A 22,987-nucleotide genomic window follows, 5' to 3' on the forward strand; every position below is an offset into this window, starting at 1 on the left:
GTCGTCCGGGAAAGGGGGTCGGCCAACGATGGGCCGCGAGGCCGACCGCAGGGCGACGGAGATCGTGTCGTGCACCGTGGGCGAGGTGGAACGGGAGGAAGATCCTGCTCGCCTCGCCTCGCCCCGACCGACGATCGTCGATCGCATCGGGAGGGGGGCGGATCGGGAGGGAATGCGGGCGGGAACGGCCGGTCCCGTCACCGCCCGGTCCAGCGCGGCGGCCGCTTGCCGAGGAACGCCTCCATGCCCTCGCGGAAATCCGCGCTGGTGTAGCATTGCAGGATCAGGTCGTCCCCGGCCTCGGACGGCGCCGCGTCGCGGACGCGGCGCAGGCCCTCCTTGGTGGCGGCGAGGGTGAGCGGCGCGTGGCCGGCGACCAGGCGGGCGAGGTCGGTCGCCCGCGCCTGCAGGGCCGCGTCGTCCGCCACCACATCGCTCACCAGCCCGATCGCCCGCGCCTCCTCGGCCTCGACCAGACGGGCGGTGAAGATCATCTCCTTGACCCGGGCGGCGCCGACCAGGGCCGAGAGGCGGCGCAGGTTGGCGACCGAGAGGCAGTTGCCGAGGGTGCGGGCGATCGGGAAGCCGAACCGGGCGTCGCGCGTGGCGATGCGCAGGTCGCACGCCGCGGCGATCGCCGCGCCCCCGCCGGTGCAGGCCCCGGCGATCGCCGCGATGGTCGGCTTCCGGCACTGTTCGAGCGCGCCGAGCACCCGGTCCATGAAGCGCTCGTAGCCCAGCGCGTCCTCGGGCGTGGCGAAGGCGCGGAACTGCGCGATGTCGGTGCCGGCCGCGAAGGCGCGCTCCCCCGCCCCCCGGATCACCACCGCGCGGATCGCCGGATCGGCGTCGATGGCGAGGCTGAGATCGTGCAGGCGCTCGTACATCGCGAAGGTCAGGGCGTTGCGTGCCTGCGGCCGGTTGAGGGTGAGGCGGGCGATGCCCTCGGCATCGACCTCGTAGAGCAGCTCGTCGGTGTCGGTCATGGTGCGGAAGTCCGGATGCGGCGTGCGGCCCGGAGCCTAGCGCCTGCCCTGCTTCCCGTCTCCCGGTGACGCACCGTCGCGCACCGGAGCGCGGCGCCCGCCCCGACGTTGATGCGCGACCATCCGGAACGGAGACGACGCATGAGCAAGGCAGCCGAATCGCACGACGAGACGTACGCGGCCTTCCGCGAGGCGGTGAACATGGCGCCGGGCGAGCTGGAAAAATGGCTCGACAGCGAGGAGAGCCGGTCGGTCGGCTGGAGCGACGGCGCCAAGAAGGAGAGCGCGAAGGGGGCCGAATCGGTCGGCCACCATCAGGGGCGCCGGATCGTCGAGATCAAGCACACCAAGAAGGCCGACCTCACCGACGAGGACTACGCCGACATGCGCAAGGTGGTGGGGTACGTGAAGCGCCACCTCGCGCAGGGCGGGCCGGGGGAGGACATGAAGACCTCGCGCTGGCGCTACTCCCTGATGAACTGGGGCCACGATCCGCTGAAGGATTGAGGCAAACCGGCCACAGCGACATGGTGGCGCGGGCGAGAGTTCAAGTTTCTCCCGCGCCGCCCCCCTTTCGAGAACTGTTTTGCGTCACCGGACCCATTGCCGGAACGAACCATGCTCCGGCCCCAGTTCGGCCCGGATCTTGCTCATCCTCGCAGGTACCTCAACGTCTTCGCATCGCCGCGGCGGTGTGGCTGAGTGGGGGTCAAGCAGACACGGCCGGGCACGAGCGGCCGGAAGCGGGCAGCATGGGGGTCCGGGATGGCGGGAGCGGGCGTGCGGCGTGGCCGGGCATGGCGTGCTCGGTCGTGGCGGATTCAGTCTTCGCGGGTTCGATCTTGGCGGGGTCGATCTTGGCGCGGCCGCGCCTGGGGAGCCGGCATGGGCGTCGTGCTGGCCGGCCTCGGTCTCGCCGGGGTGGCGGGCGGCCTCACCCCGGCCCTCGGGGGGCTGTCGCGCGACGTCGCGACGGCGCTCGACCCGGATTCCGACGGGCCGCCGGCCCGCGTCACCCTCGGCCCCGGCGGGCGCGACGTGCGGCTGTGGGGCGATCTCAACGACGGCACCGCCGCGCGCCTGGCGCGCCTGCTGGACGCGAATCCGGGCGTGACCCGGCTGCACCTGACCAGCGACGGCGGCCTCGTCGACGAGGGCGCGGCGATCGGCGCGCTCGTGGCCGAGCGGGGCCTGTCCACCTACGTGCCGGATTACTGCGTCTCGGCCTGCACCCTGGCCTTCGTGCGCGGGCGCGAGCGGATCATCCTGGCCGACAGCCGGCTCGGCTTCCACGCCCCCTACGAGCCGGGCGCGTTCGGCGCCATGATCCAGGTCGATGCGAGCGAGGAGCGCGGCCGCTATCTCGCCGCCGGCCTCGAGCCCGCCTTCGTCGACCAGGCCCTCGCCACCCCCTCCCGAGACATCTGGATGCCCGATGCCGGCCGCCTGCGCGCCGCCGGGGTCGTCACCCGGGTGGTCGATCCGGGCGCGTTGCCGGATTCGACCCTCGACGACGACGACAGCCTGGCCGGCGCCCGGGCGGCGGCCCTGCGCGCCGTCGGCCTGCTCTCCGCCTTCGCGGGCCGCCGGCCGGAGCTGCTCGACGGTATCGCCGCCCGCTACCGCGAGAGCTACCGGCAGGGTCGCAGCGAGAGCGAGGGCCTCGACCTCCTGCGGTCCGAGGCGGCGGGCGCGGTGCGCACGGCCTTCGCGGGCGCCGACGACGCGACCCTCGCCGCCCTCGGCCGCCTCGTCCTCGACGCCATGGCGGCGAGCGACGGCGAGGAGACCTGCCGCGCCATCGGCCGGGACGGCGACTTCGTGACCGCGGCCGAGACGCTGCGCGAGGGCCGGGACGCCGGCCGGATGCGGGCCCTCCTCGACCGGGCGCTCGCCGGGCCGGCGCCGGTCCTGCCCGCGCCCGTCGCATTCCGGCCCGGGCATGGCCGGGGCTGCGCCGATCTGCGCCGGCGCCTCGCCGCGACCCTGGCCAGGGGCGGCGGCCCGCGCCTGCGCGAGGCGCTGCTCGGCCGCGCCGCCCGGCGCCAGGAAGCCTCGGCCCTTCCGGAAGCCCCGGCCCTGCCGGAGGAGCCCTGAGCGTCGAGAAGCGGCGACGGGCCTTCGCCGGCACGATCCGGCGAACGCGATCACGCCGACAACGTGAGAGCGTCGCCGACCACCGGACTGCCCCGATGATCCTCCGCGGCACGCTTACGCCGACCGGGCCGGCCCTCGCGCTCCTCGCCCTGGCGCGCCGTCTCGCGGGTCATGCGGCGGGTGGCCGGCGCGCTCCAGGCGCTGCATGGCGGGCTGGTCGGCGATGACGTGACCTGGATGGCGCTGGGCCTGGCGCTGTTCGCGGTGGGGTGAGCCGGCTCATCCGGCCGGGCGGGCGGCGGCAGGCTTGCACCGTTCGCCGATTTTCCGTTCTCCAGGCCGATCTCGAGCCGCGTCAGGCGATCGGACAGCTTGGCGGACGCCTCCACCACGGCGACCCGGGTCGCCGCCTCGATCTTCGCCACCAAGGCCTCGTCGCGGGCTGCACCGACGGCCCGGTCTTGATCGTCCTGCGTCAACCGCCGCTCGATCGCATCGACGCGGTCGGTCAGCTTCTGAATGTTCGTATCGAGCCGCTTGACCTCGTCGAGGATCAGGACGGCATCCTTCAGGGCACCCAGCACGGTCCTGCTCACGATCCGTCTGCCTCAGGACTGGTGTTCGAGGCGATCGTTGATCGCGCGCAGCTCGTTCAGGATCGCCTCTGAATAGGCATCGAGCTTCGTTTCGGCGTCGTAGATCTCGTGAGGCTCGCGATGCATCGCGGGCTCGGGCGCAGGCTGGCTCTCGGCGCGCACCGGATGGCCGGTCACGGTAGCGTCGAGAGGAGCATCCCGACGCCGGCCGCGCTCGCGGTCCTTGCGCTCGTCGCGATCACGCTTCTGCATCATCGCGGACGGCTCGGACTCGAGCTCCTCGACGCGCACGGTCATGACGCGCAGCACGTCCTCGGAGATGCGCATCTGGCGCTCCATCTCGGCGAGGGCCGCCGGGGGAGCGTCGATGTTGAGGAGGGCGAAGTGCGCCTTGCGGTTCTTGCGGATGCGGTAGGCGAGGGACTTCACGCCCCACATCTCGGTCTTCTCGACCTTGCCGCCGTTCTGCTCGATGACGGACTTGTACGCATCGATGAGCGATTCGACTTTCTCGGTCGGCATATCGCCGGGCACGTTCACCAAGCTGCGATAATGAGTCATTGCGCGAAATCATCAGAACGCCTTGAGCAAATATATATACCTTCATCGACGCATGGCAATGCATCTGCAAAGACATATCCCATAAATCTTTCCGATCTTATACAGGCCATCACATCAATAAATCGCAATATTTTCATCAATCTTCAGACTATAACAAAATCGCCCGCACGAATTCCGATACATAAGTTTCTTGAAAAATTCAGATTTTCATGACATGTTCGATCGACAAATAGGGCATCCGATCGCGAATCACGTTCGCAACCGCGCAGTGATGACGAGGGAACGGCCGGTCCATGGCATCGGACGGTCTGCAAGCCGGTGGCGTCACGCCTCGGACCTTTCCCGCTCCTCGGCCCGCATCGTCCCTCCCCCACCCCCGGACGGCCAGCGCAGCCGGGCCACGTAGGGGTACAGGGCCGGCAGCACCACCAGCGTCAGGAGGGTCGCGGTGACGAGGCCGCCGATGACCACGGTGGCCAGCGGGCGCTGGACCTCGGCGCCGGCGCTGGTCGAGAGCGCCATCGGCAGGAAGCCGAGCGTCGCGACGAGCGCCGTCGTCATCACCGGGCGCAGGCGGCGCTCGGCCGCCTCGGTGGCGGCGGCGCGGGGCGAGAGGCCGGCGCGCTCGAGGTCGCGCAGCAGGCTCATCAGCACCACGCCGTTGAGCACCGCGATGCCGAAGGTGGCGATGAAGCCGATCGCCGCCGAGACCGAGAACGGCAGGCCACGGGCGTAGAGCGCCAGGATGCCGCCCGTCGCCGCCACCGGCACGTTGAGGAAGATCAGGCCGGCGACGCGGATGTCGGAGAACAGCACCACCAGCAGCACCAGGATCGCCGCCAGCGCCGCCGGCACCACCACGGAGAGCCGGGCGGTCGCCTCCTGCAGGTTCTGGAACTGGCCGCTCCAGACCAGCGAGTAGCGCGGCGGCAGGCCGACCTGCGCCGCCACGGCGGCTTGCGCCTCGGCGACGAAACCCTGCACGTCGCGCCCGCGCACGTTGGCCTGGACCGAGATGCGCCGCTGCAGCCGCTCGCGGCTGATCTGGGCCGGGCCGGTGGCGACCTCGACCGAGGCGACGAGGGAGAGCGGCATGCTGCCCGTCCCGGTCCCCCTGCCGCCGCGCCCGACCGGCAGGGCGCGCACGCGCTCGATGTCGGCGCGGTCGGCCGCGGCGAGCCGCACCACGATGTCGGTGATGGCGTTGTCGTCGCGATAGACCTGGCCCGACGGCCGGCCGCCGATCGCCTCGACCACGTCGAGGACGTCGCTGGCGCTGACGCCGTAGCGGGCGGCCGCCGCCCGGTCGATCGTGACCGACAGGGCCGGCATGCCGGCCTGGGCCTCGGCCTTCACGTCGCTCGCGCCCGGCACGGCGGAGACCGCCCGCACGATGGCGTCGGCCTTGTCCTTCAGGACCGCGAGGTCGTCGCCGTAGAGGCTGATCGCGACGTCGCCGCGCACGCCCTCCAGCAGGTCGTCCATCCGCATCTGGATCGGCTGCGAGAAGGCGTAGGCGACCCCCGGCACCTCCCGGCGCAGGCGCTCGCCGAACGCCGCGACGAGGCCGTCCTGGCTCGTCGCCGTGGTCCAGGTCGCGGGGTCCGACAGGGTGATGAAGCTGTCGGTCGATTCCACGCCCATCGGGTCGGTCGGGATCTCGGCGCTGCCGGTGAGCGAGACCACCCGCTTCACCTCCGGGAAGGATGTCAGCACCGACTCGATCCGGCGCATGACGGCGAGCGAGGCGTCGAGGTTGATGCCCGGCAGCTTCTCCGAGGTGACGACGATCGAGCCCTCGGAGAGCTTCGGCAGGAACTCGCCGCCGAGCCGGGTGGCGAGACAACAGCTCCCGGCGAACAGCGCCAGCGTGACGAGACCGGTCGCCCCCGCCCGCCGCTCGGCGCCGAGCAGGACGGGCGTGTAGACCGCCCGCATCCCGCGCACGAGGCGCGTCTCGCGCTCGCCGACCCCGCGACCGGCCAGGACCAGGGCGGCGAGCGCCGGCATCAGGGTCAGGGTGACGAGGAGCGAGCCGGCGAGCGCCAGGATCACGGTCAGCGCCATCGGCCGGAACATCTTGCCGGCCACTCCTTCGAGCGCCAGCACCGGCAGGTAGACCAGGATGATGATCGCCACCGCGACCATCACGGGCTTGGCCACCTCCGCCGCCGCGTCGCGGATGACCGCCCGGGCCGGCCGCTCCGGGTGCTCGCCGCCGGCGCGCAGCACGTTCTCGATCATCACCACCGCGCCGTCGACGATCAGGCCGAAATCGATGGCGCCCAGGCTCATCAGGTTGCCCGACAGGCCGAGCACCCGCATCCCCGCGAAGGCCAGGAGCATCGAGAGCGGGATCGCGGCCGCCACCACGAGGCCGGCCCGCAGGTTGCCGAGCAGCAGGAGCAGCACGACGATCACCAGCACCGCCCCCTCGACGAGGTTGTGGGCCACGGTGCGGATCGTGCGCGCGACGAGGGCGGAGCGGTCGTAATACGGCCGGATCGCGATGCCGGGCGGCAGTTGCGGGCGCAATTCCTCGATCGTCGCCTTCACCCGCTCGACGACGGCGCTGGCATTCTCGCCCTGCTGCATCATGGCGATGCCCACCACGGTCTCGCCGGCAGCGTCGTGGGTCACGGCGCCGAGGCGCACCTTGGGCGCCTCCACCACCTCGCCGAGGCTCGCGACCGTCACCGGCACGCCGCCGGGCTTCGTCGCCACGACGATCCGGGCGATGTCCTCCGGGCCGGTCGCGAGGCCGAGGCCCCGGATCACCTCCTGCTGGTCGTTGTGCTCGAGATAGGCCCCGCCCCGGGCGAGGTTGTTCGCGGACAAGGCCGCGTAGACCCGGCTCAGGGAGACGCCGTAGCGCTGCAGGCTCTCGGCCGAGACCCGGACCTCGTAGGTCGGCAGCTGCCCGCCGTAGATGTTCACGTCGGCGATGCCCGGCGTGAGCTTCAACCGCGGCGCGATCGTCCATTGCAGGATGCGCTTCAGCTCCATCGGCGAGGTGGCCGGCCCGCGCAGCTCGAACTGGTAGATCTCGCCCAACCCCGTCGCCATCGGCCCCATCTGCGGGTCGCCGATGCCGGCCGGCATCATCGCCTTGGCCTGGGGCAGGCGCTGGAAGACCTGGGACCGGGCCTCGGTGATCGGCATCGCCTCGTCGAAGGTGACGTAGACCGCCGAGACGCCGAAGCGCGAGGTCGAGCGGATGCCGGTGAGCCCCGGGGCGCCGGCCATCGCGCTCTCCACGGGAAAGCTCACCAGCCGCTCGACCTCGAGCGGCCCGAGCCCGGGCGAGAGCGTCAGGACCATCACCTGCTTGGGCGAGATGTCCGGCACCGCGTCGATCGACAGGCCCCGCAAGGAGACGATGCCGCCGGCGGCAGCCGCGAGCGCCACGACGAGGACGAGCCAGCGGCGGCGGATCAGGAGGGCGAACCAGGCCGTCATCGCGCCCTCAATCCGTCGCGCCGAGGAGGCTGCGCAGCAGGATCGCCTTGAGGCCGAAGCTGCCTTGCGTCGCCACCGTCTCGCCGACGGCGACACCCTTCGTCACCTCGACCCAGTCGGCCCGCTGCACCCCGAGGGCCAGCGCCCGCTTCTCGAACCGGTCGTCGCCCGTCCGCACGAAGGCGACCGGCCCGTCCTCGGTCTGCTGCACGGCGCTCGCGGGGATCGTCGTGCCCTCCCGCCCGAGATCGGCGGCGATCTCGACCGACACGAACATGTTGGCGCGTAACGACCCGCCCGGATTGGCGATCTCGATGCGGGCCGGCGCGGTGTCGGTGGCGGGGTCGATCGCGGCGTTGACCGAGCGGACCCGGCCCTCGAAGACCGGGTGATCGGGCACCGGGGCCCGGATCGTGGCGGCATCGCCGGCCTTCACCGCAGCGATGTCGCGGCCGTAGAGGTTGGCCAGCACCTGGATCCGCGACGGGTCGGCCACCGTGAAGGCGTCGCGCCCGGTATCGACCACCTCGCCGAGCGTGATGCCGCTCGTCGTCACCACGCCGTCGATCGGCGACACGATGGCGCTGGTGCCGGCCGGCGCCCCGGGCTCGGGGGCGAGCCGCGCATATTGCGCCGAGTACAGGTCGACCCTGGCCTTCGCGGCGAGCGTCGCGGCATGCGCCTTGGCGAGGTCGACCTGGCGGCGGTCGACCTCGGCCTGGGCGACGCCCATCACCTTGAGGAGGTCCTGGCCGCGCTTCAGGTTGAGCCCGGCCACCGTCTCGGTGGCCTGGGCCTCGGCGAGGCTGGCCTGCGCCTCGGCGAGGCCGTTGCGGGCCTCGAGCAGGCCGGCGGCGTCGAGGGTCGCGAGGGTCTGGCCGGCCCGTACGGCATCGCCCGGCTGGACCGCGAGCGCGAGCACCCGCCCGGCGGTGCGGGGCTTGAGATGGGTGACCCGGCGCTCGTCGAAGGCGACCGTGCCGGGCGTGCGCACCGGCAGGACGATGCGGCGGATCTCGGCCGTGCCGAGGCCGAGCCCGATGCGCACCTGACCGGCCGCGTCGAGGGTCACGCGGTTCGGATCGGCCGGGGCCGCCTTCTCCTCGGCCTCCGGGGCGGCGGCGGGCGTCGACAGGCCGAGCGTGGCCAGGACGGGCGCCAGCGCCGCCTCGAGCGTGTCGCGGGACCACCAGCCGGCGCCCGCGAGGCCGGCCAGCACGACGAGGAGCGCGAGGCCGCGCCACGGCGGCCGCCCGCCCGGGCGCGACGGTCGCACGCCCGGCGTCTCGTTCGTCCGCTGCCTCGGACGCGCCTCGCTCTCGGCGACGCGCGCGACGGTCTCGACGGCCAGGAGCACGGCCTCTCTCACCCTGCTGGATTGGAATGATTCCAACACCTAGATGCGGGGCGGGGCCTCGCCATTAAATTCGCGTTCATCCGGCGGTTTCCGCGGGGACGCCGCGGGCGTTCCGCGGCAGAACCCCATGTCGAAGGCCAGAGGTGGAGTCGTGGCTAGACTGCTCTTGATCGAGGACGACGCCGCGACCGCGGAGGAGATCCTGGGCGACCTGCGGGGGCGCGGGCACGACGTCGCCTGGGCGGCGACCGGGCCGGAGGGAGCGGAGCGCGCGCGGGGCGCTCCCGTCGACGCGATCGTCCTCGACCGGATGCTGCCGGGGCTCGACGGCCTGAGCCTGCTGCAGGCCCTGCGCGGTGCCGGCGACCGGACGCCGGCCCTGGTGCTCTCGGCGCTCTCCGACGTCGACGAGCGCATCCGGGGCCTGCGGGCCGGGGGCGACGACTACCTCGCCAAGCCCTTCGTTCTGGCCGAGCTCGCCGCGCGGATCGAGGCGCTCCTGCGCCGCCCGGCCGATACCCGCGAGACGCTCCTGCGGGTCGGCAGCCTGGAGATCGACCTGATCGCCGGGACCGGCCGGCGCGGCAGCCGCGACCTCGACCTGCTGCCGCGCGAACTCACCCTGCTCGAATACCTGATGCGCCGCCCCGGCCAGGTCGTGACCCGGGCGCTGCTGTTCGAGGAGGTGTGGAACTACCGCTTCACCCCGAGATCGAACCTCATCGACGTGCATCTCGGCCGCCTGCGCCGCAAGCTCGAGGCCGCCGGCGAGCCGCCGGTGATCCACAGCGTGCGCGGCATCGGCTTCACGCTCGTTCCCGACGATCCCGCGCCATGACGAGCCGGATGACGGATCTGGTGCGCTCCACCACGTTCCGCTGGGCGCTCGGCATCGCCCTGTGGTCGGCCCTGCTCGCGCTCGCGATGTTCGGCTTCGTCTACTGGCAGACGGCGGCGTTCCTGCGGGAGGAGCTGGCCGAGACGCTGCGGCTCGAGGTGCGGGCCGCCGCCGAGGATCCGGCCGGCGCGGCGGGCCGCGTCGAGACCTGGATCGCCATGGACCGCCACGCCACCCATTACGGCGGCGTGTTCGCGCGCGACGGCGCGCGGCGGGCCGGCAACCTCGTCGCGCGGCCCCCGGGCCTTGCCCGCGACGGCGACGCCGCCCGGGTCGGCGCGACGATCGAGACCACGGACGGCCCGGTCGCCGACGAGATCTGGGCGACGGCGCTGGCGCTCCCCGACGGCGGCACCGTGGTGATCGGCCACGACACCGACGAGATCGACCGGGTGCGCGCGACGACCCTGCGGGCGATGGGCCTCGGGCTGGCGCCGGCCCTCGTGCTGTCGGGCCTCGGCGGCCTGGTGCTGGCGAGCCGGGCGCGCCGGCGCCTCGCCGCGACGGAGGCCGCGCTCGCCGGGATCCGGCGCGGCGACCTGCGCCGGCGCCTGCCGGTCGGTACCCGGGACGACGAGTTCGATCGCCTCGCCCGCGACGTCAACCGGATGCTCGACGAGATCGAGCGCCTGCTGGAGGAGGTCCGCAGCGTCGGCGACGCGGTGGCGCACGACCTGCGCACGCCGCTGACCCGGCTGCGGGCGCGCCTGGAGCGCAGCCGCGAGCAGGCGACGAGCGTCGAGGAACTCCGCGCGGCGATCGACCAGGGCCTCGCCTGGATCGACCAGACCCTCGCGATGGTCACCGCCATCCTGCGCATCGGCGAGATCGAGCACGGCCGCCGCGCCGCCGGCTTCGCGGGCTTCGACCTCGCCACCGTGGTGCGCGAGGCGGCCGAGCTGTTCGCGCCCCTGGCCGAGGATGGCGGGATCTCGCTCGCGGTCGCGGTCGCGGACGGTGCGGTCCCGATCCGGGGCGACCGCGACCTCGTCTTCGAGGCGCTGGCGAATCTCATCGACAACGCGGTGAAGTTCACGCCCCCGGGCGGCACGGTGCGGGTCGGCCTCGCCGAGACCGGGCGCGGCGCCCTCGTCACCGTCGAGGATACCGGCCCGGGGATCCCGCCCCCGGAGCGCGCGCGGGTCTTCCGCCGCTTCTACCGCGCCGAGCCCGCCCGGGGGACGCCCGGCAACGGCCTCGGCCTCGGCCTCGTCGCGGCGATCGCCGGGCTGCACGGCTTTTCCGTCGAGGTCGGGGAGGCGGAGGGCGGCGGCGCCCGGTTCGCGATGCTGTGCCCGCGGGAGGCGGGACCGTCGAGGGATGCTCCTTTCAAGACAAAGGCGCGCGATCCCCTCTCCCGAGTGGGCGAGGGGTAGGGGCGATCGGAGCGCGCGCGAGGGTGCTACGGTTCCGCAGACAGCGCCGAGCGTCGAGCTGCCGGCACGAGGCTCGGCGTTCATACCGAACCGTAGCCCCCTCACCCCCTGGTCCCTCTCCCGAACGGGAGAGGGGAGACCTGCGCCCTGTTCTTGTGCCGGAGAGGTCTTCAGCCGGCCCTCACGGTGCCAGGTCGTGGACCGGCGCCTTGACCGGGGTGTCGGCGCTGTCGAGCACGGTGTCGCTCACCGGGGTGGGCGTGAGCGGGCCGCGATCGATCGCCGGCGGGGTCGGCAGCTGCAGCTGCTCGCTGGTATAGGCCCAACCTTGGGCGACCTTCTCGGGATCGTCGTTCAGCCGCTCGCCGTAGCTCGGGACGATCCGGCGGATCTTCGCCTGCCACTCGGGCGTGGCGACGTTCTTGGCGAAGACCTTCTCCAGCACCTGCAGCATGATCGGCGCCGCCGTCGAGGCGCCCGGCGAGGCGCCGAGCAGGGCCGCGATGCTGCCGTCCTTGGCATTGACGATCTCGGTGCCGAGCTTCAGCACGCCGCCCTTGTCCGCGTCGCGCTTGATGATCTGCACCCGCTGGCCGGCCTGCCACAGGCGCCACTCGCCCTTCCTGGCCTTGGGGAAGTACTCGCGCAGGGCCGCCAGGCGGTCGTCGTCGGAGAGCATCAGCTGGCCGGCCAGGTATTCGACCAGCGGGAACTCGTCGAGCCCGACCTTCATCATCGGCCAGACGTTGCTGGTCGTGGTCGAGGTGAGCAGGTCGAGATACGAGCCCTCCTTCAGGAACTTGGTCGAGAAGGTCGCGAACGGCCCGAACAGGATGACGCGCTTGCCCCCCAGCACCCGGGTGTCGAGGTGGGGCACCGACATCGGCGGCGAGCCGACCGAGGCCTTGCCGTAGGCCTTGGCGAGGTGGAGCGTCGCGACGTCCGGATTCTCGTTGATCAGGAACGAGCCGCCGACCGGGAAGCCGGCATAGTCCTGGCCCTCCGGGATGCCGGAGGCCTGCAGCAGGTGCAGCGCCCCGCCGCCGGCGCCGATGAACACGAACTTCGCGTCGATGGCGCGGCGCGACCCGTCCTTGAGGTTGCGGGCGGTGACCCGCCAGGACCCGTCCGGGTTCTTCGCGATGCCCTGGACCTCGGTCGAGAGGTCGAGGCCGAAGCTCTTCTGGCCCTTCAGGTGGGCGACGTACTGGCGCGTGACCTCGCCCCACTCGACGTCGGTGCCGAGCGGCGACCAGGTGGCGGCGACCTTCTGGTTCGGATCGCGCCCCTCCATCATCAGGGGCACCCACTTCCCGAGCTGCTCGGGATCGGTCGAGAACTCCATCCCGGCAAACAGCGGGCTCGCCTTCAGCGCCTCGTAGCGCTTCCTGAGATAGGCGATGTTGTCGTCACCCCAGACGAAGCTCATATGGGGCGTGTAGTTGATGAAGGACTTCGGATCCTTCAGGACGCCGTTCTTGACCTGCCAGGCCAGGAACTGGCGGGTGACCTGGAACGCCTCGTTGATCTCGACCGCCTTGGCGATCTCGACCTTGCCCTTCTTCTCAGGGGTGTAGTTCAGCTCGGCGAGCGCCGAGTGGCCGGTGCCGGCGTTGTTCCAGCCGTTCGAGCTCTCCATCGCCACCTGGTCGAGGCGCTCGAGCATCCGGATCGACCAGCCGGGCTCGAGCTCGTTCAGCCACACGCCGAGCGTCGCGCTCATGATGCCGCCGCCGATCAGCAGCACGTCGACCTTGTCGGCCCCTTGCGCCAGGACGGGCGCGCCGGGCAGCGCCGCGGCCGCGAGCCCGGCGGCGGCGCCGCCGAGGATCTGGCGCCGGTTCATGCCGGTCGGGCAGGTGGTCGTGTCGTCGGCGCGCATGGCCCAATCCCGTTCTCGTGCGGGCCGGCAGGCGCGCGACGCACCCCCGGCCGTGACAGGCGTCGAAGCGCGAGGCGAGCGGGAGCGCTCGTCGCGAGGCCTTTTTCGGGTGGTTTCCTCGAGGACGGCCGCGGCACCCCGACCGGGATCGGTCGGTTTCCTCGCGACGCATGGCCCCGCTTCCGCGCGCGGACGGGGGAAGAGTCGCCTGCCCGGGATGCGAGGCGGCACGGCGCGGACGAACCGCGGGCCGGCCTCAGTTGGCGGCGGCGACGATGGCCGGTTCGGCTCGATGCTGTTGCGGCCGGCTCATAGACGATGCGCGCGGCCAGGACAATCGCCGCCCCGCCCTCACAGCCGCGCGGCGATCACCTCGGGCAGGGTGACCGGCCGGCCGGCCTCGCGGGCGAGGCGCAGCAGGGTCGACTGGCGGAAGCGCAGGTCCGCCGTGACCTCGCGGCCGATCCAGTCCGGCAGGACGACGTCCTGCGCCTCGTGCTCCAGCTCGATCTCGGCCAGCACCATGCCGGCGAGCGCGCCGCGATACTCGTCCACGACCCAGACCGCGCCGTCATGCGGCACGCAGTGGCGGGTCTTCTCGATCAGGCAGGTCTCGCAGACCAGGTGCAGCATCGCCTCGGCGTCGGCGCGCGGGATCTCGTACTCGAATTCCGGCCGCGCCAGGCCGTCGCGCCGGCCCTTGACGGTCAGCCACGCCGTCTCCTCGTCGAGCCGCACCCGCACCTTGCCGCCGCCGAACTCGCCCACCAACCCGTCGGTGAGGCGGTGCCGGCTCACGGCATGCTCGCGCCACCCCGCATGGGCCACCAGGAACTTCCGCTCGACCTCGTACCGCATCGCCCTCGACCGTCCATGCCCCGCCCGGGGGGACGCGGCCATGACCTTGCGAACGCCCGGCAGGCTCGGCCGTTGCCGGGGCGGCGGGGCTGATAACCGATCGTGCCCGCGAGGACCAGGGCGAAGCCTCCCCCCGGACGGCGGGGAACGGGATGATTCCGCTTGGGTTTTCGGTCCTGCAGCATTTTTGCCGCAGGGTCATGCCTCGGTGACGGCGAGGCGCGAGCCGAGCGGGACGCGGCCCTGCTGCGGGACGGGGCCGTCCCGTCACTCCGCCATCAGGCGCTTCAGCACCCCCGCATACCGGGCCGCCACCGCCGCCCGGGCGACGTGGCGCCCGCCCGCCACGACCTGGCGGCCCGCCACCCAGACCGCGTCCACCGCCCGCGATCCCGCGGCGAAGATCCAGCCGTCGAGGAGGGCATCGCCCCGCCGTTCGATCAGCGCCGGATCCGCCCCGTCGAGGGCGACGCAATCGGCCGGCGCCCCGACGGCGAGGCCGCCCCCGTCCGCCGCGAGCGCCTGCCCGCCGCCGGCGAGCGCGGCGTCGAACAGGGCCCGCCCGGTCGAGGCGCCGGGGGCGGCCAGCACGTTGCGCTGCCGCTGCCCCAGGCGCTGGGCGTATTCGAGCTGGCGCAGCTCGTCGGCGGCGCCGACCAGCACGTTCGAATCGGTGCCGACCCCGTAGCGCCCGCCCGCCGCGACGAAGCCGGGGGCGGGGAAGATGCCGTCGCCGAGGCTCGCCTCGGTCACCGGGCATAGGCCCGCGACGGCGCCGCTCGCGGCGAGGCGCGCCGTCTCGCCCGGATTCATGTGGGTGGCGTGGATCAGGCACCAGCGCGCATCGAGCCCGGCCCGGTCGAGGAGCCAGTCCACCGGCCGCGCGCCGGACCAGCCCACGCATTCCTCCACCTCGCGCACCTGCTCGGCGGCGTGGATGTGGACCGGCCCGCCCGCCGCCAGGGCGACCGCGGCCGAGAGATCGTCCGGCGCCACCGCCCGCAGGCTGTGGGGCGCGACGCCGAGGGTGGCGCCGGGGAGATCGGCCACCGCGGCGCGGGAGGCCTCGACCAGGCGGGCGAACAGGTCGAGGTCGCTGACGAAGCGGCGCTGGCCCTCCGTCGGGGCAGCGCCGCCGAAATTCGACCAGCGGTAGAGCACCGGCAGCAGGGTGAGGCGCAGGCCGGTCAGCGAGGCCGCCGCGGCGATCCGCTCGGCCATCTCGGCGACCTGGGCATAGGGCCGGCCGTCGGGCGCGTGGTGCAGGTAATGGAACTCGCCGACCCGGGTGAAGCCGGATTCGAGCATCTCGACATAGGCCTGCGCCGCCACCGCCTCGGCCTCGTCGGGCGTCATCCGCAGGGCGAAGCGGTACATCGTCTCGCGCCAGGTCCAGAACGTGTCGGCGGAGGGCCCGCGCCGCTCGGCGAGCCCCGCCATGCCGCGCTGGAAGGCGTGGCTGTGGAGGTTGGGCAGGCCCGGCACCAGCACGGCCACCCGCTCGTCCCCCGGTCGCGGCCCGGCACCGGCCTCGACGCCCGAGAACCGCCCCTCCGCCACGGTCAGCCTGACATCGGCCTGCCAGCCCGTCGGCGTCAGGGCGTGGGCGGCGTGCAGCACGGTCATCGGCGCATCTCCTGCAAGGCGTCGGGAGCCAGGAACGGGAGCCAGGGATGGGCGCGAGGCCCGGACGGCCCGCTCCCCTCGCTTCATGTCTATACAAAGCCGCTCTATCATGTCTATACATATAGGCGAATCAGGAGGGCCCGCATGAGCGAGAGTGAAGGACCGCCGCAGGTCTGGCGCAACGTCCGGCTCGCCACCTTCGCGCCCGGTCTTCCCGGCCTCGGTGCGGTGGAGGACGGCGCGCTGGCGCTCCGCGACGGCCGCATCGCCTACGCGGGGGCGGAGGCCGACCTGCCGGGGGCGGCGCTCGCCGGGGCCGAGATCGTCGACGGCGAGGGCCGCTGGATCACCCCGGGGCTGATCGACTGCCACACCCACCTCGTCTGGGCCGGCGACCGGGCGCACGAGTTCGAGCTGCGCCTGCGCGGCGCCTCCTACGAGGAGGTGGCGCGGGCCGGCGGCGGCATCGTCTCGTCGGTCGGCGCCCTGCGCGCCGCGAGCGAGGACGACCTGGTGCGACAGACCCTGCCGCGGCTCGACGCGCTGATGGCGGAGGGCGTCACCACGCTCGAGGTGAAGTCGGGCTACGGCCTCGATCTTTCCAGCGAGCGCAAGGCGCTCGGCGCCGCGCGCCGGCTCGGCGAGCTGCGCCCGGTCGGGATCCGCACCACGTTCCTCGGCGCCCACGCCCTGCCGCCGGAAGCCGGCGGCGACAAGGATGCCTACATCGCGCAGGTCGCCGACACGATGCTGCCGGCGCTCGCCGCGGAAGGGCTCGTCGATGCGGTCGACGCATTCTGCGAGGGCATCGCCTTCTCGCCCGATCAGGTCGCGCGGGTGTTCGACCGGGCGCAGGCCCTCGGGCTTCCGGTGAAGCTCCACGCCGACCAGCTCTCGAATCTCGGCGGCGCGGCGCTCGCCGCCCGCTACCGCGCCCTCTCGGCCGACCACCTGGAGCATACCGACGAGGCCGGGGCGATCGCCATGGCGCGGAGCGGCACCGTCGCGGTGCTCCTGCCCGGCGCCTACTACTTCATCCGCGAGACGACGCTGCCGCCGGTCGACCTGTTCCGCCGCCACGGCGTGCCGCTGGCGGTCGCGACCGACGCCAATCCCGGCACCTCGCCGCTGACCTCGCTGCTGCTCGCCATGAACATGGCGGCGACGCTGTTCCGCCTCACCGTCGAGGAATGCCTGGCCGGGGTCACCCGCGAGGCCGCCCGCGCCCTCGGCCTCCTGCCGGAGGTGGGCACGCTCGAGGCGGGCAAGCGCGCCGACCTCGCGGTGTGGTCGGTCGAGCGGCCGGCCGAGCTCGTCTACCGCATGGGCTTCAACCCGCTCCACGCCCGCATCCGGGGGACACGATGACCGAGACGATCACCCTGGTGCCGGGCGCGGTGCCCCTCGCCCACTGGCGCGCGATCTACCGCGGGGCCCCCGCCGTCCTCGATCCGTCCTGCGCCCCGGCGGTGGCCGAGAGCGCGGCGGCGGTCGCCCGCATCCTCGCCCGGGGCGAGCCGGTCTACGGGATCAATACCGGGTTCGGGAAGCTCGCGAGCGTGCGCATCGACGCCGCCGACCTCGCGACGCTCCAGCGCAACATCGTGCTCTCCCACGCCGCCGGCGTCGGCGAGCCGAGCCCGGTGCCGGTGGTGCGGCTGATGCTGGCGCTCAAGCTCGCGAGCCTGGCTCAAGGCGCGTCCGGCGTGCAGCCCGCCACCCTCGACCTGCTCTCCGCGATGCTCGCCCGCGACGTGATCCCGGTCGTGCCGTGCCAGGGCTCGGTGGGAGCGTCGGGCGATCTCGCGCCGCTCGCCCACATGGCCGCGGTGATGATCGGGGTCGGCGAGGCGACGACGCCGGAGGGCCGGATGCCGGCCGCCGAGGCCCTGGCCTCCGTCGGGCTCTCGCCCGCCGCCCTCGGGCCGAAGGAGGGCCTGGCGCTCCTCAACGGCACCCAGTTCTCGACCGCCAACGCGCTCGCCGGCCTGTTCGAGGCCGAGGGGCTGATGCAGGCGGCGCTCGTCGTGGGTGCGCTCGCGACCGATGCGGCGCGGGGCTCCGACGCGCCGTTCGATCCGCGCATCCACGCATTGCGCCGGCATCGCGGCCAGATCGAGACCGCCTCCGCCCTGCGGGCGCTCATGGCCGGCAGCGCCATCCGGGCTTCGCACCTTGTCGGCGACGAGCGGGTGCAGGATCCCTATTGCCTGCGCTGCCAGCCGCAGGTGATGGGCGCCTGCCTCGACCTCCTGCGCCAGGCCGCCGAGACCCTGGCCACGGAGGCGAACGGCGTCTCCGACAACCCGCTGATCTTCCCCGAGTCCGACGAGGCCCTGTCCGGCGGCAACTTCCACGCCGAGCCGGTGGCCTTCGCGGCCGACACGATCGCCATGGCGCTGTGCGAGATCGGCTCCCTGTCCGAGCGGCGCATCGCCATGCTGGTCGATCCGGCGCTGTCCGGCCTGCCGGCCTTCCTGACGCCGAAGCCGGGGCTGAATTCCGGCTTCATGATCCCGCAGGTGACGGCGGCGGCGCTGGTCTCCGAGAACAAGCAGCGGGCGATGCCGGCGAGCGTCGATTCGATTCCGACCTCGGCCAACCAGGAGGACCACGTCTCGATGGCTGCCCACGGCGCCCGCCGCCTCCTGCCGATGGCCGAGAACGCCGCCGCCGTGGTGGCGATCGAGGCGCTGGCGGCGGCGCAGGGCTGCGACTTCCACGCCCCGCTCACCTCGAGCCCGGCGCTCGAGGCGGTGCGGGCGCGGCTGCGATCGGACGTGCCGCATCTCGACGACGACCGGCACTTCCATCCCGACATCGCGGCCGCGCTCGCGCTGGTGCGCGACGGCAGCCTTGTCGCGGCGGCGGACGGGGTCTCGCTGCCGGTCCTGGGCTGAGATCCGTTCCGGTATTCCGACACCATCGTCTTTCCGAAACGAAGACGTCCCCGAACCTCTTCATCCGGAGTCCCGCCCATGACCCGCATCGACAACGCCCGCACCATCCGCGCGCCCCACGGCTCCACCCTCACCGCCAAGAGCTGGCTGACCGAGGCGCCGCTCCGGATGCTGATGAACAACCTCGATCCCGACGTCGCCGAGCGGCCGGGCGAGCTGGTGGTCTATGGCGGCATCGGCCGGGCGGCGCGGGACTGGGCGAGCTTCGACCGCATCGTCGCGGCGTTGCGCGACCTCGACGACGACCAGACCCTGCTGGTGCAATCGGGCAAGCCGGTGGGCGTGTTCCGCACCCATGCGGATGCCCCGCGGGTTCTGATCGCCAACTCGAATCTCGTGCCGCACTGGGCGACCTGGGAGCATTTCCACGAGCTCGATCGCAAGGGTCTGATGATGTACGGCCAGATGACGGCCGGCTCCTGGATCTACATCGGCAGCCAGGGCATCGTGCAGGGCACCTACGAGACCTTCGTGGAGATGGGGCGCCAGCATTACGCCGGCGACCTGTCCGGCCGCTGGATCCTCACCGCCGGCCTCGGCGGCATGGGCGGTGCGCAGACGCTCGCCGCCACCATGGCGGGAGCCTCGTGCCTCGCCGTCGAGGCGCAGGCCTCGCGCATCGAGTTTCGCCTGCGCACCGGCTACGTCGACGTCCAGGCCCGCGACCTCGACCACGCCCTGGCGCTGATCGCGGAATCCTGCCGGACCAAGACCCCGCGCTCGGTGGCGCTGCTCGGCAACGCCGCGGAGGTGTTCGGCGAGCTCTACGCCCGCGGCGTGCGGCCCGACTGCGTCACCGACCAGACCTCGGCCCACGATCCGGTCAACGGCTACCTGCCGGCGGGCTGGACCGTGGCCGAGTGGGAGGCCAGGCGCGAGAGCGACCCGGCCGCGGTCGCCGCGGCGGCGAAGCGCTCGATGGCGGTGCACGTCCGGGCGATGCTCGATTTCCACCGCGCCGGGGTGCCGGTGGTCGATTACGGCAACAACATCCGGCAGATGGCCCTGGAGGAGGGCGTCGAGGACGCCTTCGCCTTCCCGGGCTTCGTGCCGGCCTATATCCGCCCGCTGTTCTGCCGCGGCATCGGGCCGTTCCGGTGGTGCGCGCTCTCGGGCGACCCGGAGGACATCTACCGCACCGACGCCAAGGTGAAGGAGCTGCTGCCCGACAACCACCACCTCCACCGCTGGCTCGACATGGCGCGGGAGAAGATCCGGTTCCAGGGCCTGCCGGCGCGGATCTGCTGGGTCGGCCTCGGCGACCGCCACCGCCTCGGCCTCGCCTTCAACGAGATGGTGCGCAACGGCGACGTGAAGGCCCCGATCGTCATCGGCCGCGACCACCTCGATTCCGGCTCGGTCGCCTCGCCGAACCGCGAGACGGAGGCCATGCGCGACGGCTCGGACGCGGTCTCGGACTGGCCGCTCCTCAACGCGCTCCTCAACACCGCGTCGGGCGCGACCTGGGTCTCGCTGCACCATGGCGGCGGCGTCGGGATGGGGTTTTCACAGCATGCCGGCATGGTGATCGTCTGCGACGGCAGCGAGGCCGCCGACCGGCGCCTGGAGCGGGTGCTGTGGAACGATCCCGCCACCGGCGTGATGCGCCACGCCGATGCCGGCTACGACGACGCGGTGGCCTGCGCCCGCGAGCATGGGCTGGATCTGCCGAGCCTGGGGTGAGGGCCGGCCTCCACCGCGCACCGGTCCTCCCGTGGGACCGGTCTTGCGGAGGATTTCCTAATCCAGCGCACAACCTCGTCCAGAGGGCCTGTTCGAGCGGGATCGTCTTTCATGAAGCGGGAAACGGCAGGAGATATCCTGACCCCGACCTCATCTTGGGGTGGGAGCGTAGGATATTCCTGGTTATCCGGGTCCAACCGATAGAAAAACCGCTCGAACAGGCGCGGAGGTGGAAGGGCAGGCTGTCACATTCATTCTCAGGATGTGGAATAACGCCCGAACACGTTCTCCGGATGAGGTGAAGGGCTGGAAGAGCCACCCATCACATCGGACAGGCGCCGAGCCCGGACCGTCCGGATGCCGCCCGACGTATTTCGGGAACCGCGCCATGTCCGGCCCCGACCCCCCGCGCCGAGCGTCGGACAGGGCGAAACCGCCCCGGCTTCGACGGGCCGCATCCGATCCCCAGGCCGGCCGTCCCGCGCCCGCTCCGTCCACTGCCGGAATCTTCGGGATTGTGGGGATACTGTCCCGGACCCGGTCCCCGACCGGGTGCTCGTCCCCGCTGTCCCCGATGTACGTCGTCCCGCCGATCCTCGCGGGGACCACCGCCCGCAAAAGCCACTTGTTAGGAGCGACCGTCACCATTCCGCCGTCCGGTCCAGGTCCGACGGCCGTTCCCGGGCAGCGATGGCCGTCGGGGCGTACTTCACGAACGGTTCGCCATACGCCTCGCCCTGGCGAAAACCCGGATCTGCCGCCCTCGCGCATCGTCGCCCGACTCCTTCGGCCGTCGTGAATCCGCTCGTACGATGCGAGGTCCGGCGAGTCGAGAACGTGATCCTCCATCCCGGAGAGTCCCACAGGAAAGCTGATCGGAGTCGAGTCCAGTCGGCTCCTCCCCGTTCGACAGATGCCGTGACGACGTGATTCGTTCCGATGCGTGCCGTGGACTCCTGTGGGTGCCCTGTGGACCCTGTCTCGACTCGCGATTGCGGGTGGCGACTCGGCCGGTGAGCCGTCATCCGCCTTTTCCCCAGAATGCACCGCTTAGAGTGTTACAGGAATCTTTATGGATTTAGGCGCTTCGGCGGCGGCGATTCCTGGAACCCGCCCAAATGCTTAATACCGGGGGGCCGTTCCCGAAGTGCCGAGGATCCGTCCCCGTTGTACCGGCAATCCCGTCCCCGAAGTGCCGTGCCGGCGTTCCCGATCGCACGGTGACCGTTCCCGAAGTGCCGATCCGACCCCCGGGCGTTCCCGAAGTGCCGAGTCCACCCGACTCGTTCACAGGGATTCCGGGGATTTCCCCTCGGGGCCGTCCCCGTTCTCCCCGCTCCGACCCGTACATCGGGAACGGGGCGGCCTGTGGATCAGCGGGCGTCGCGCACGAAGCGCTCGGCGAAGCCCAGGAAGGCGCTCTCGTAGTTCTTCGGCTCGCGGTCGGAATCGCCCTCGAGCCAGTGGTCGAACTCGGTCTTCAGGCCGTAGACGTCCCAGCCCGGATGGGCCTTGCGGCACAAGGCGATCGTCTCGTCCGAGAGGTGGCGGAACAGCGGCAGCTCGGCGGACGCCTTCGGCTTGCGGGTGCGCTTCGGCTTCGGGGCCGGCTCGATCAGCACCGCCTCGGTGGCGAGGTCGCGGCGGATCATCCGCAGGTGCGGCTCGCCGCGCTCCTTCTCCTCGAGCCGCAGCACGAAGCCCGGCAGCTCGTCGGCCTTGGCGATCTTGGCGATCTCGAACTTGAACCGGCGATAGGTGCCCTCGGCCCCCGACTTCTCGAACAGGGTCGGCAGGCTGATGGCGAACCCCCCCTCCCCCGCTCCCCCGGCATGCTTGCGGGCGATGCGGTAGAGCCAGCGCTCGCGCCCGCCGGTGATGCCGAAATAGGCCGGGTCGATGGCGAGCACCCCGCCATCCATCAGCACGCCCTCGTAGAACCAGTCCGACAGGGTGATCGACATGCCGCGGCTGGCATTGGTCTCCTCGTCGATCGTGTCGTCGAAGGCGTCGATCCAGCTGAACTGGCGCTCCTTGCGCTTGGCCTTCTCGGCCCGGATGTTGGTGCGCACCGAGGTCGATTGCAGGCGAAACAGCGCGTCGCGCAGGAGCTTGTACTGCCGCCCGCCGGTCTCGCGGCCGATGCCCTTCAGGAGGTCGTAGGGCATGAAGTTGAGCTTGCGCGGGATGTCGTTGCGGCCGCGCTTCTTCATCTCGCAGATCGTCGAGGCGGCCCAGATCAGGATGTCGGCATCCCAGATCGTCGCCATGCCGTAGGCCTGGTTCGGCAGCACCCGCACCCAGACCGAGCCGTCGGGGCTCGTATAGTCGATCTCCTTCAGGCGCTTCTGCTTGGCGATCGAGAAGAACGGCCGCTCCATCGTCTCCCGCTGGTCGCGGAAGTGCACGAAGGGCACCACCATGTCGATCTGGTCGTTGCGCCGATGGCTCATCGTCACGCCCGTGTTGGTCCCGCAGCCGGCAGCCCCGGCCCTCGCCGCGCCGTGCCCGCCCCTGCCGCCCTGCCGTCCGGAATCCCGTTCATAGGCTCGACGCTACGGCCCGCCCGGCTTCCAAATCGTGGACGCCAATGGGTTTTCGGATGCCGTCCCCGATCCTCTTCAATCGCGGTTAACGTCGATTCCGGG

15 protein-coding genes and 1 pseudogene are annotated in these 22,987 nt (G+C 72.1%); 7 read left to right on the forward strand and 9 right to left on the reverse strand.

Annotated elements, in window-relative coordinates; translation table 11 throughout:
* Positions 1 to 197: 197 nt before the first annotated feature.
* Positions 198 to 986, reverse strand: coding sequence for an enoyl-CoA hydratase/isomerase family protein (locus tag A5481_RS09495; protein ID WP_064503910.1), 789 nt, complete (start codon positions 984 to 986; stop codon positions 198 to 200).
* Between the two features lie 141 nt (positions 987 to 1,127).
* Here A5481_RS09495 and A5481_RS09500 point away from each other — a divergent pair, with 141 nt between their 5' ends.
* Both A5481_RS09500 and A5481_RS09505 read left to right on the forward strand, forming a co-directional pair.
* The gene (locus A5481_RS09500; protein WP_048437436.1) at positions 1,128 to 1,493 is read left to right on the forward strand and encodes a DUF3140 domain-containing protein; all 366 of its coding nucleotides are present in this window, start codon (positions 1,128 to 1,130) and stop codon (positions 1,491 to 1,493) included.
* A 378-nt stretch (positions 1,494 to 1,871) separates the two neighbouring features.
* Positions 1,872 to 3,083, forward strand: coding sequence for a COG3904 family protein (locus tag A5481_RS09505; protein WP_048437435.1), 1,212 nt, complete (start codon positions 1,872 to 1,874; stop codon positions 3,081 to 3,083).
* A 50-nt stretch (positions 3,084 to 3,133) separates the two neighbouring features.
* On the opposite strand, the gene A5481_RS33390 is transcribed toward A5481_RS09505, so the two are convergent.
* The 4 genes and pseudogenes from A5481_RS33390 to A5481_RS09525 form a co-directional block, all read right to left on the reverse strand.
* Entirely contained in the window at positions 3,134 to 3,667 is a 534-nt protein-coding gene (locus A5481_RS33390) for a hypothetical protein (RefSeq protein WP_048437434.1), read from the reverse strand.
* Positions 3,668 to 3,874: 207 nt separating this feature from the next.
* A pseudogene (rpsF, locus tag A5481_RS09515) lies at positions 3,875 to 4,201 on the reverse strand (30S ribosomal protein S6); the annotation flags it as partial.
* Positions 4,202 to 4,564: 363 nt separating this feature from the next.
* Positions 4,565 to 7,699 carry an efflux RND transporter permease subunit gene (locus A5481_RS09520; protein WP_048437433.1) on the reverse strand — a complete coding sequence of 1,045 codons (3,135 nt, stop codon included), beginning with the start codon at positions 7,697 to 7,699 and terminating at the stop codon, positions 4,565 to 4,567.
* 7 nt (positions 7,700 to 7,706) lie between these two features.
* Positions 7,707 to 9,056 carry an efflux RND transporter periplasmic adaptor subunit gene (locus A5481_RS09525; RefSeq protein ID WP_245239237.1) on the reverse strand — a complete coding sequence of 450 codons (1,350 nt, stop codon included), beginning with the start codon at positions 9,054 to 9,056 and terminating at the stop codon, positions 7,707 to 7,709.
* A 151-nt stretch (positions 9,057 to 9,207) separates the two neighbouring features.
* On the opposite strand from A5481_RS09525, the gene A5481_RS09530 reads away from it, so the two are divergent.
* Complete coding sequence (locus A5481_RS09530) at positions 9,208 to 9,894, forward strand: response regulator transcription factor (RefSeq protein ID WP_064503911.1); 687 nt, start codon at positions 9,208 to 9,210, stop codon at positions 9,892 to 9,894.
* A gap of 8 nt (positions 9,895 to 9,902) precedes the next feature.
* Positions 9,903 to 11,330 (forward strand): sensor histidine kinase, encoded by a 1,428-nt coding sequence (locus A5481_RS09535; protein ID WP_082172921.1) that lies wholly within the window; start codon positions 9,903 to 9,905, stop codon positions 11,328 to 11,330.
* Positions 11,331 to 11,511: 181 nt separating this feature from the next.
* On the opposite strand, the gene mqo is transcribed toward A5481_RS09535, so the two are convergent.
* The 3 genes from mqo to A5481_RS09550 form a co-directional block, all read right to left on the reverse strand.
* Complete coding sequence (gene mqo, locus A5481_RS09540) at positions 11,512 to 13,212, reverse strand: malate dehydrogenase (quinone) (RefSeq protein WP_048432017.1); 1,701 nt, start codon at positions 13,210 to 13,212, stop codon at positions 11,512 to 11,514.
* Positions 13,213 to 13,563: 351 nt separating this feature from the next.
* Entirely contained in the window at positions 13,564 to 14,070 is a 507-nt protein-coding gene (locus A5481_RS09545) for a CYTH domain-containing protein (protein WP_048432016.1), read from the reverse strand.
* Between the two features lie 267 nt (positions 14,071 to 14,337).
* Positions 14,338 to 15,696, reverse strand: coding sequence for a formimidoylglutamate deiminase (locus tag A5481_RS09550; protein WP_048432015.1), 1,359 nt, complete (start codon positions 15,694 to 15,696; stop codon positions 14,338 to 14,340).
* A 144-nt stretch (positions 15,697 to 15,840) separates the two neighbouring features.
* On the opposite strand from A5481_RS09550, the gene hutI reads away from it, so the two are divergent.
* The 3 genes from hutI (at position 15,841) to hutU (ending at position 20,339) form a co-directional block, all read left to right on the forward strand.
* Positions 15,841 to 17,064: an imidazolonepropionase gene (hutI, locus tag A5481_RS09555; protein ID WP_048432014.1), complete on the forward strand. Its 1,224-nt coding sequence runs from the start codon at positions 15,841 to 15,843 to the stop codon at positions 17,062 to 17,064.
* Positions 17,061 to 18,596, forward strand: coding sequence for a histidine ammonia-lyase (gene hutH / locus A5481_RS09560; RefSeq protein ID WP_048432013.1), 1,536 nt, complete (start codon positions 17,061 to 17,063; stop codon positions 18,594 to 18,596). Before hutI ends, hutH begins: the two co-directional genes overlap by 4 nt.
* Before the next feature lie 78 nt (positions 18,597 to 18,674).
* The gene (gene hutU / locus A5481_RS09565) at positions 18,675 to 20,339 is read left to right on the forward strand and encodes a urocanate hydratase (protein WP_048432012.1); all 1,665 of its coding nucleotides are present in this window, start codon (positions 18,675 to 18,677) and stop codon (positions 20,337 to 20,339) included.
* Between the two features lie 1,373 nt (positions 20,340 to 21,712).
* On the opposite strand, the gene A5481_RS09570 is transcribed toward hutU, so the two are convergent.
* On the reverse strand, positions 21,713 to 22,792 hold the full coding sequence (locus A5481_RS09570) for a replication initiator protein A (protein ID WP_156655616.1): 1,080 nt from the start codon (positions 22,790 to 22,792) through the stop codon (positions 21,713 to 21,715).
* Positions 22,793 to 22,987 lie beyond the last annotated feature (195 nt).

The organism is Methylobacterium platani (genome assembly GCF_001653715.1).
Classification (GTDB): Bacteria; Pseudomonadota; Alphaproteobacteria; order Rhizobiales; family Beijerinckiaceae; genus Methylobacterium; species Methylobacterium platani.

Bases quoted from the DNA above. Each gene is read 5' to 3' on its own strand.
- A5481_RS09545 (WP_048432016.1), bottom strand. From the start codon at position 14,070: ATGCGGTACGAGGTCGAGCGGAAGTTCCTGGTGGCCCATGCGGGGTGG.
- hutI (WP_048432014.1), top strand. From the start codon at position 15,841: ATGAGCGAGAGTGAAGGACCGCCGCAGGTCTGGCGCAACGTCCGGCTC.
- hutU (WP_048432012.1), top strand. From the start codon at position 18,675: ATGACCCGCATCGACAACGCCCGCACCATCCGCGCGCCCCACGGCTCC.
- A5481_RS09520 (WP_048437433.1), bottom strand. From the start codon at position 7,699: ATGACGGCCTGGTTCGCCCTCCTGATCCGCCGCCGCTGGCTCGTCCTC.
- A5481_RS09500 (WP_048437436.1), top strand. From the start codon at position 1,128: ATGAGCAAGGCAGCCGAATCGCACGACGAGACGTACGCGGCCTTCCGC.
- mqo (WP_048432017.1), bottom strand. From the start codon at position 13,212: ATGCGCGCCGACGACACGACCACCTGCCCGACCGGCATGAACCGGCGC.
- hutH (WP_048432013.1), top strand. From the start codon at position 17,061: ATGACCGAGACGATCACCCTGGTGCCGGGCGCGGTGCCCCTCGCCCAC.
- A5481_RS09495 (WP_064503910.1), bottom strand. From the start codon at position 986: ATGACCGACACCGACGAGCTGCTCTACGAGGTCGATGCCGAGGGCATC.
- A5481_RS09550 (WP_048432015.1), bottom strand. From the start codon at position 15,696: ATGACCGTGCTGCACGCCGCCCACGCCCTGACGCCGACGGGCTGGCAG.
- A5481_RS09570 (WP_156655616.1), bottom strand. From the start codon at position 22,792: ATGAGCCATCGGCGCAACGACCAGATCGACATGGTGGTGCCCTTCGTG.
- A5481_RS09505 (WP_048437435.1), top strand. From the start codon at position 1,872: ATGGGCGTCGTGCTGGCCGGCCTCGGTCTCGCCGGGGTGGCGGGCGGC.
- A5481_RS09535 (WP_082172921.1), top strand. From the start codon at position 9,903: ATGACGGATCTGGTGCGCTCCACCACGTTCCGCTGGGCGCTCGGCATC.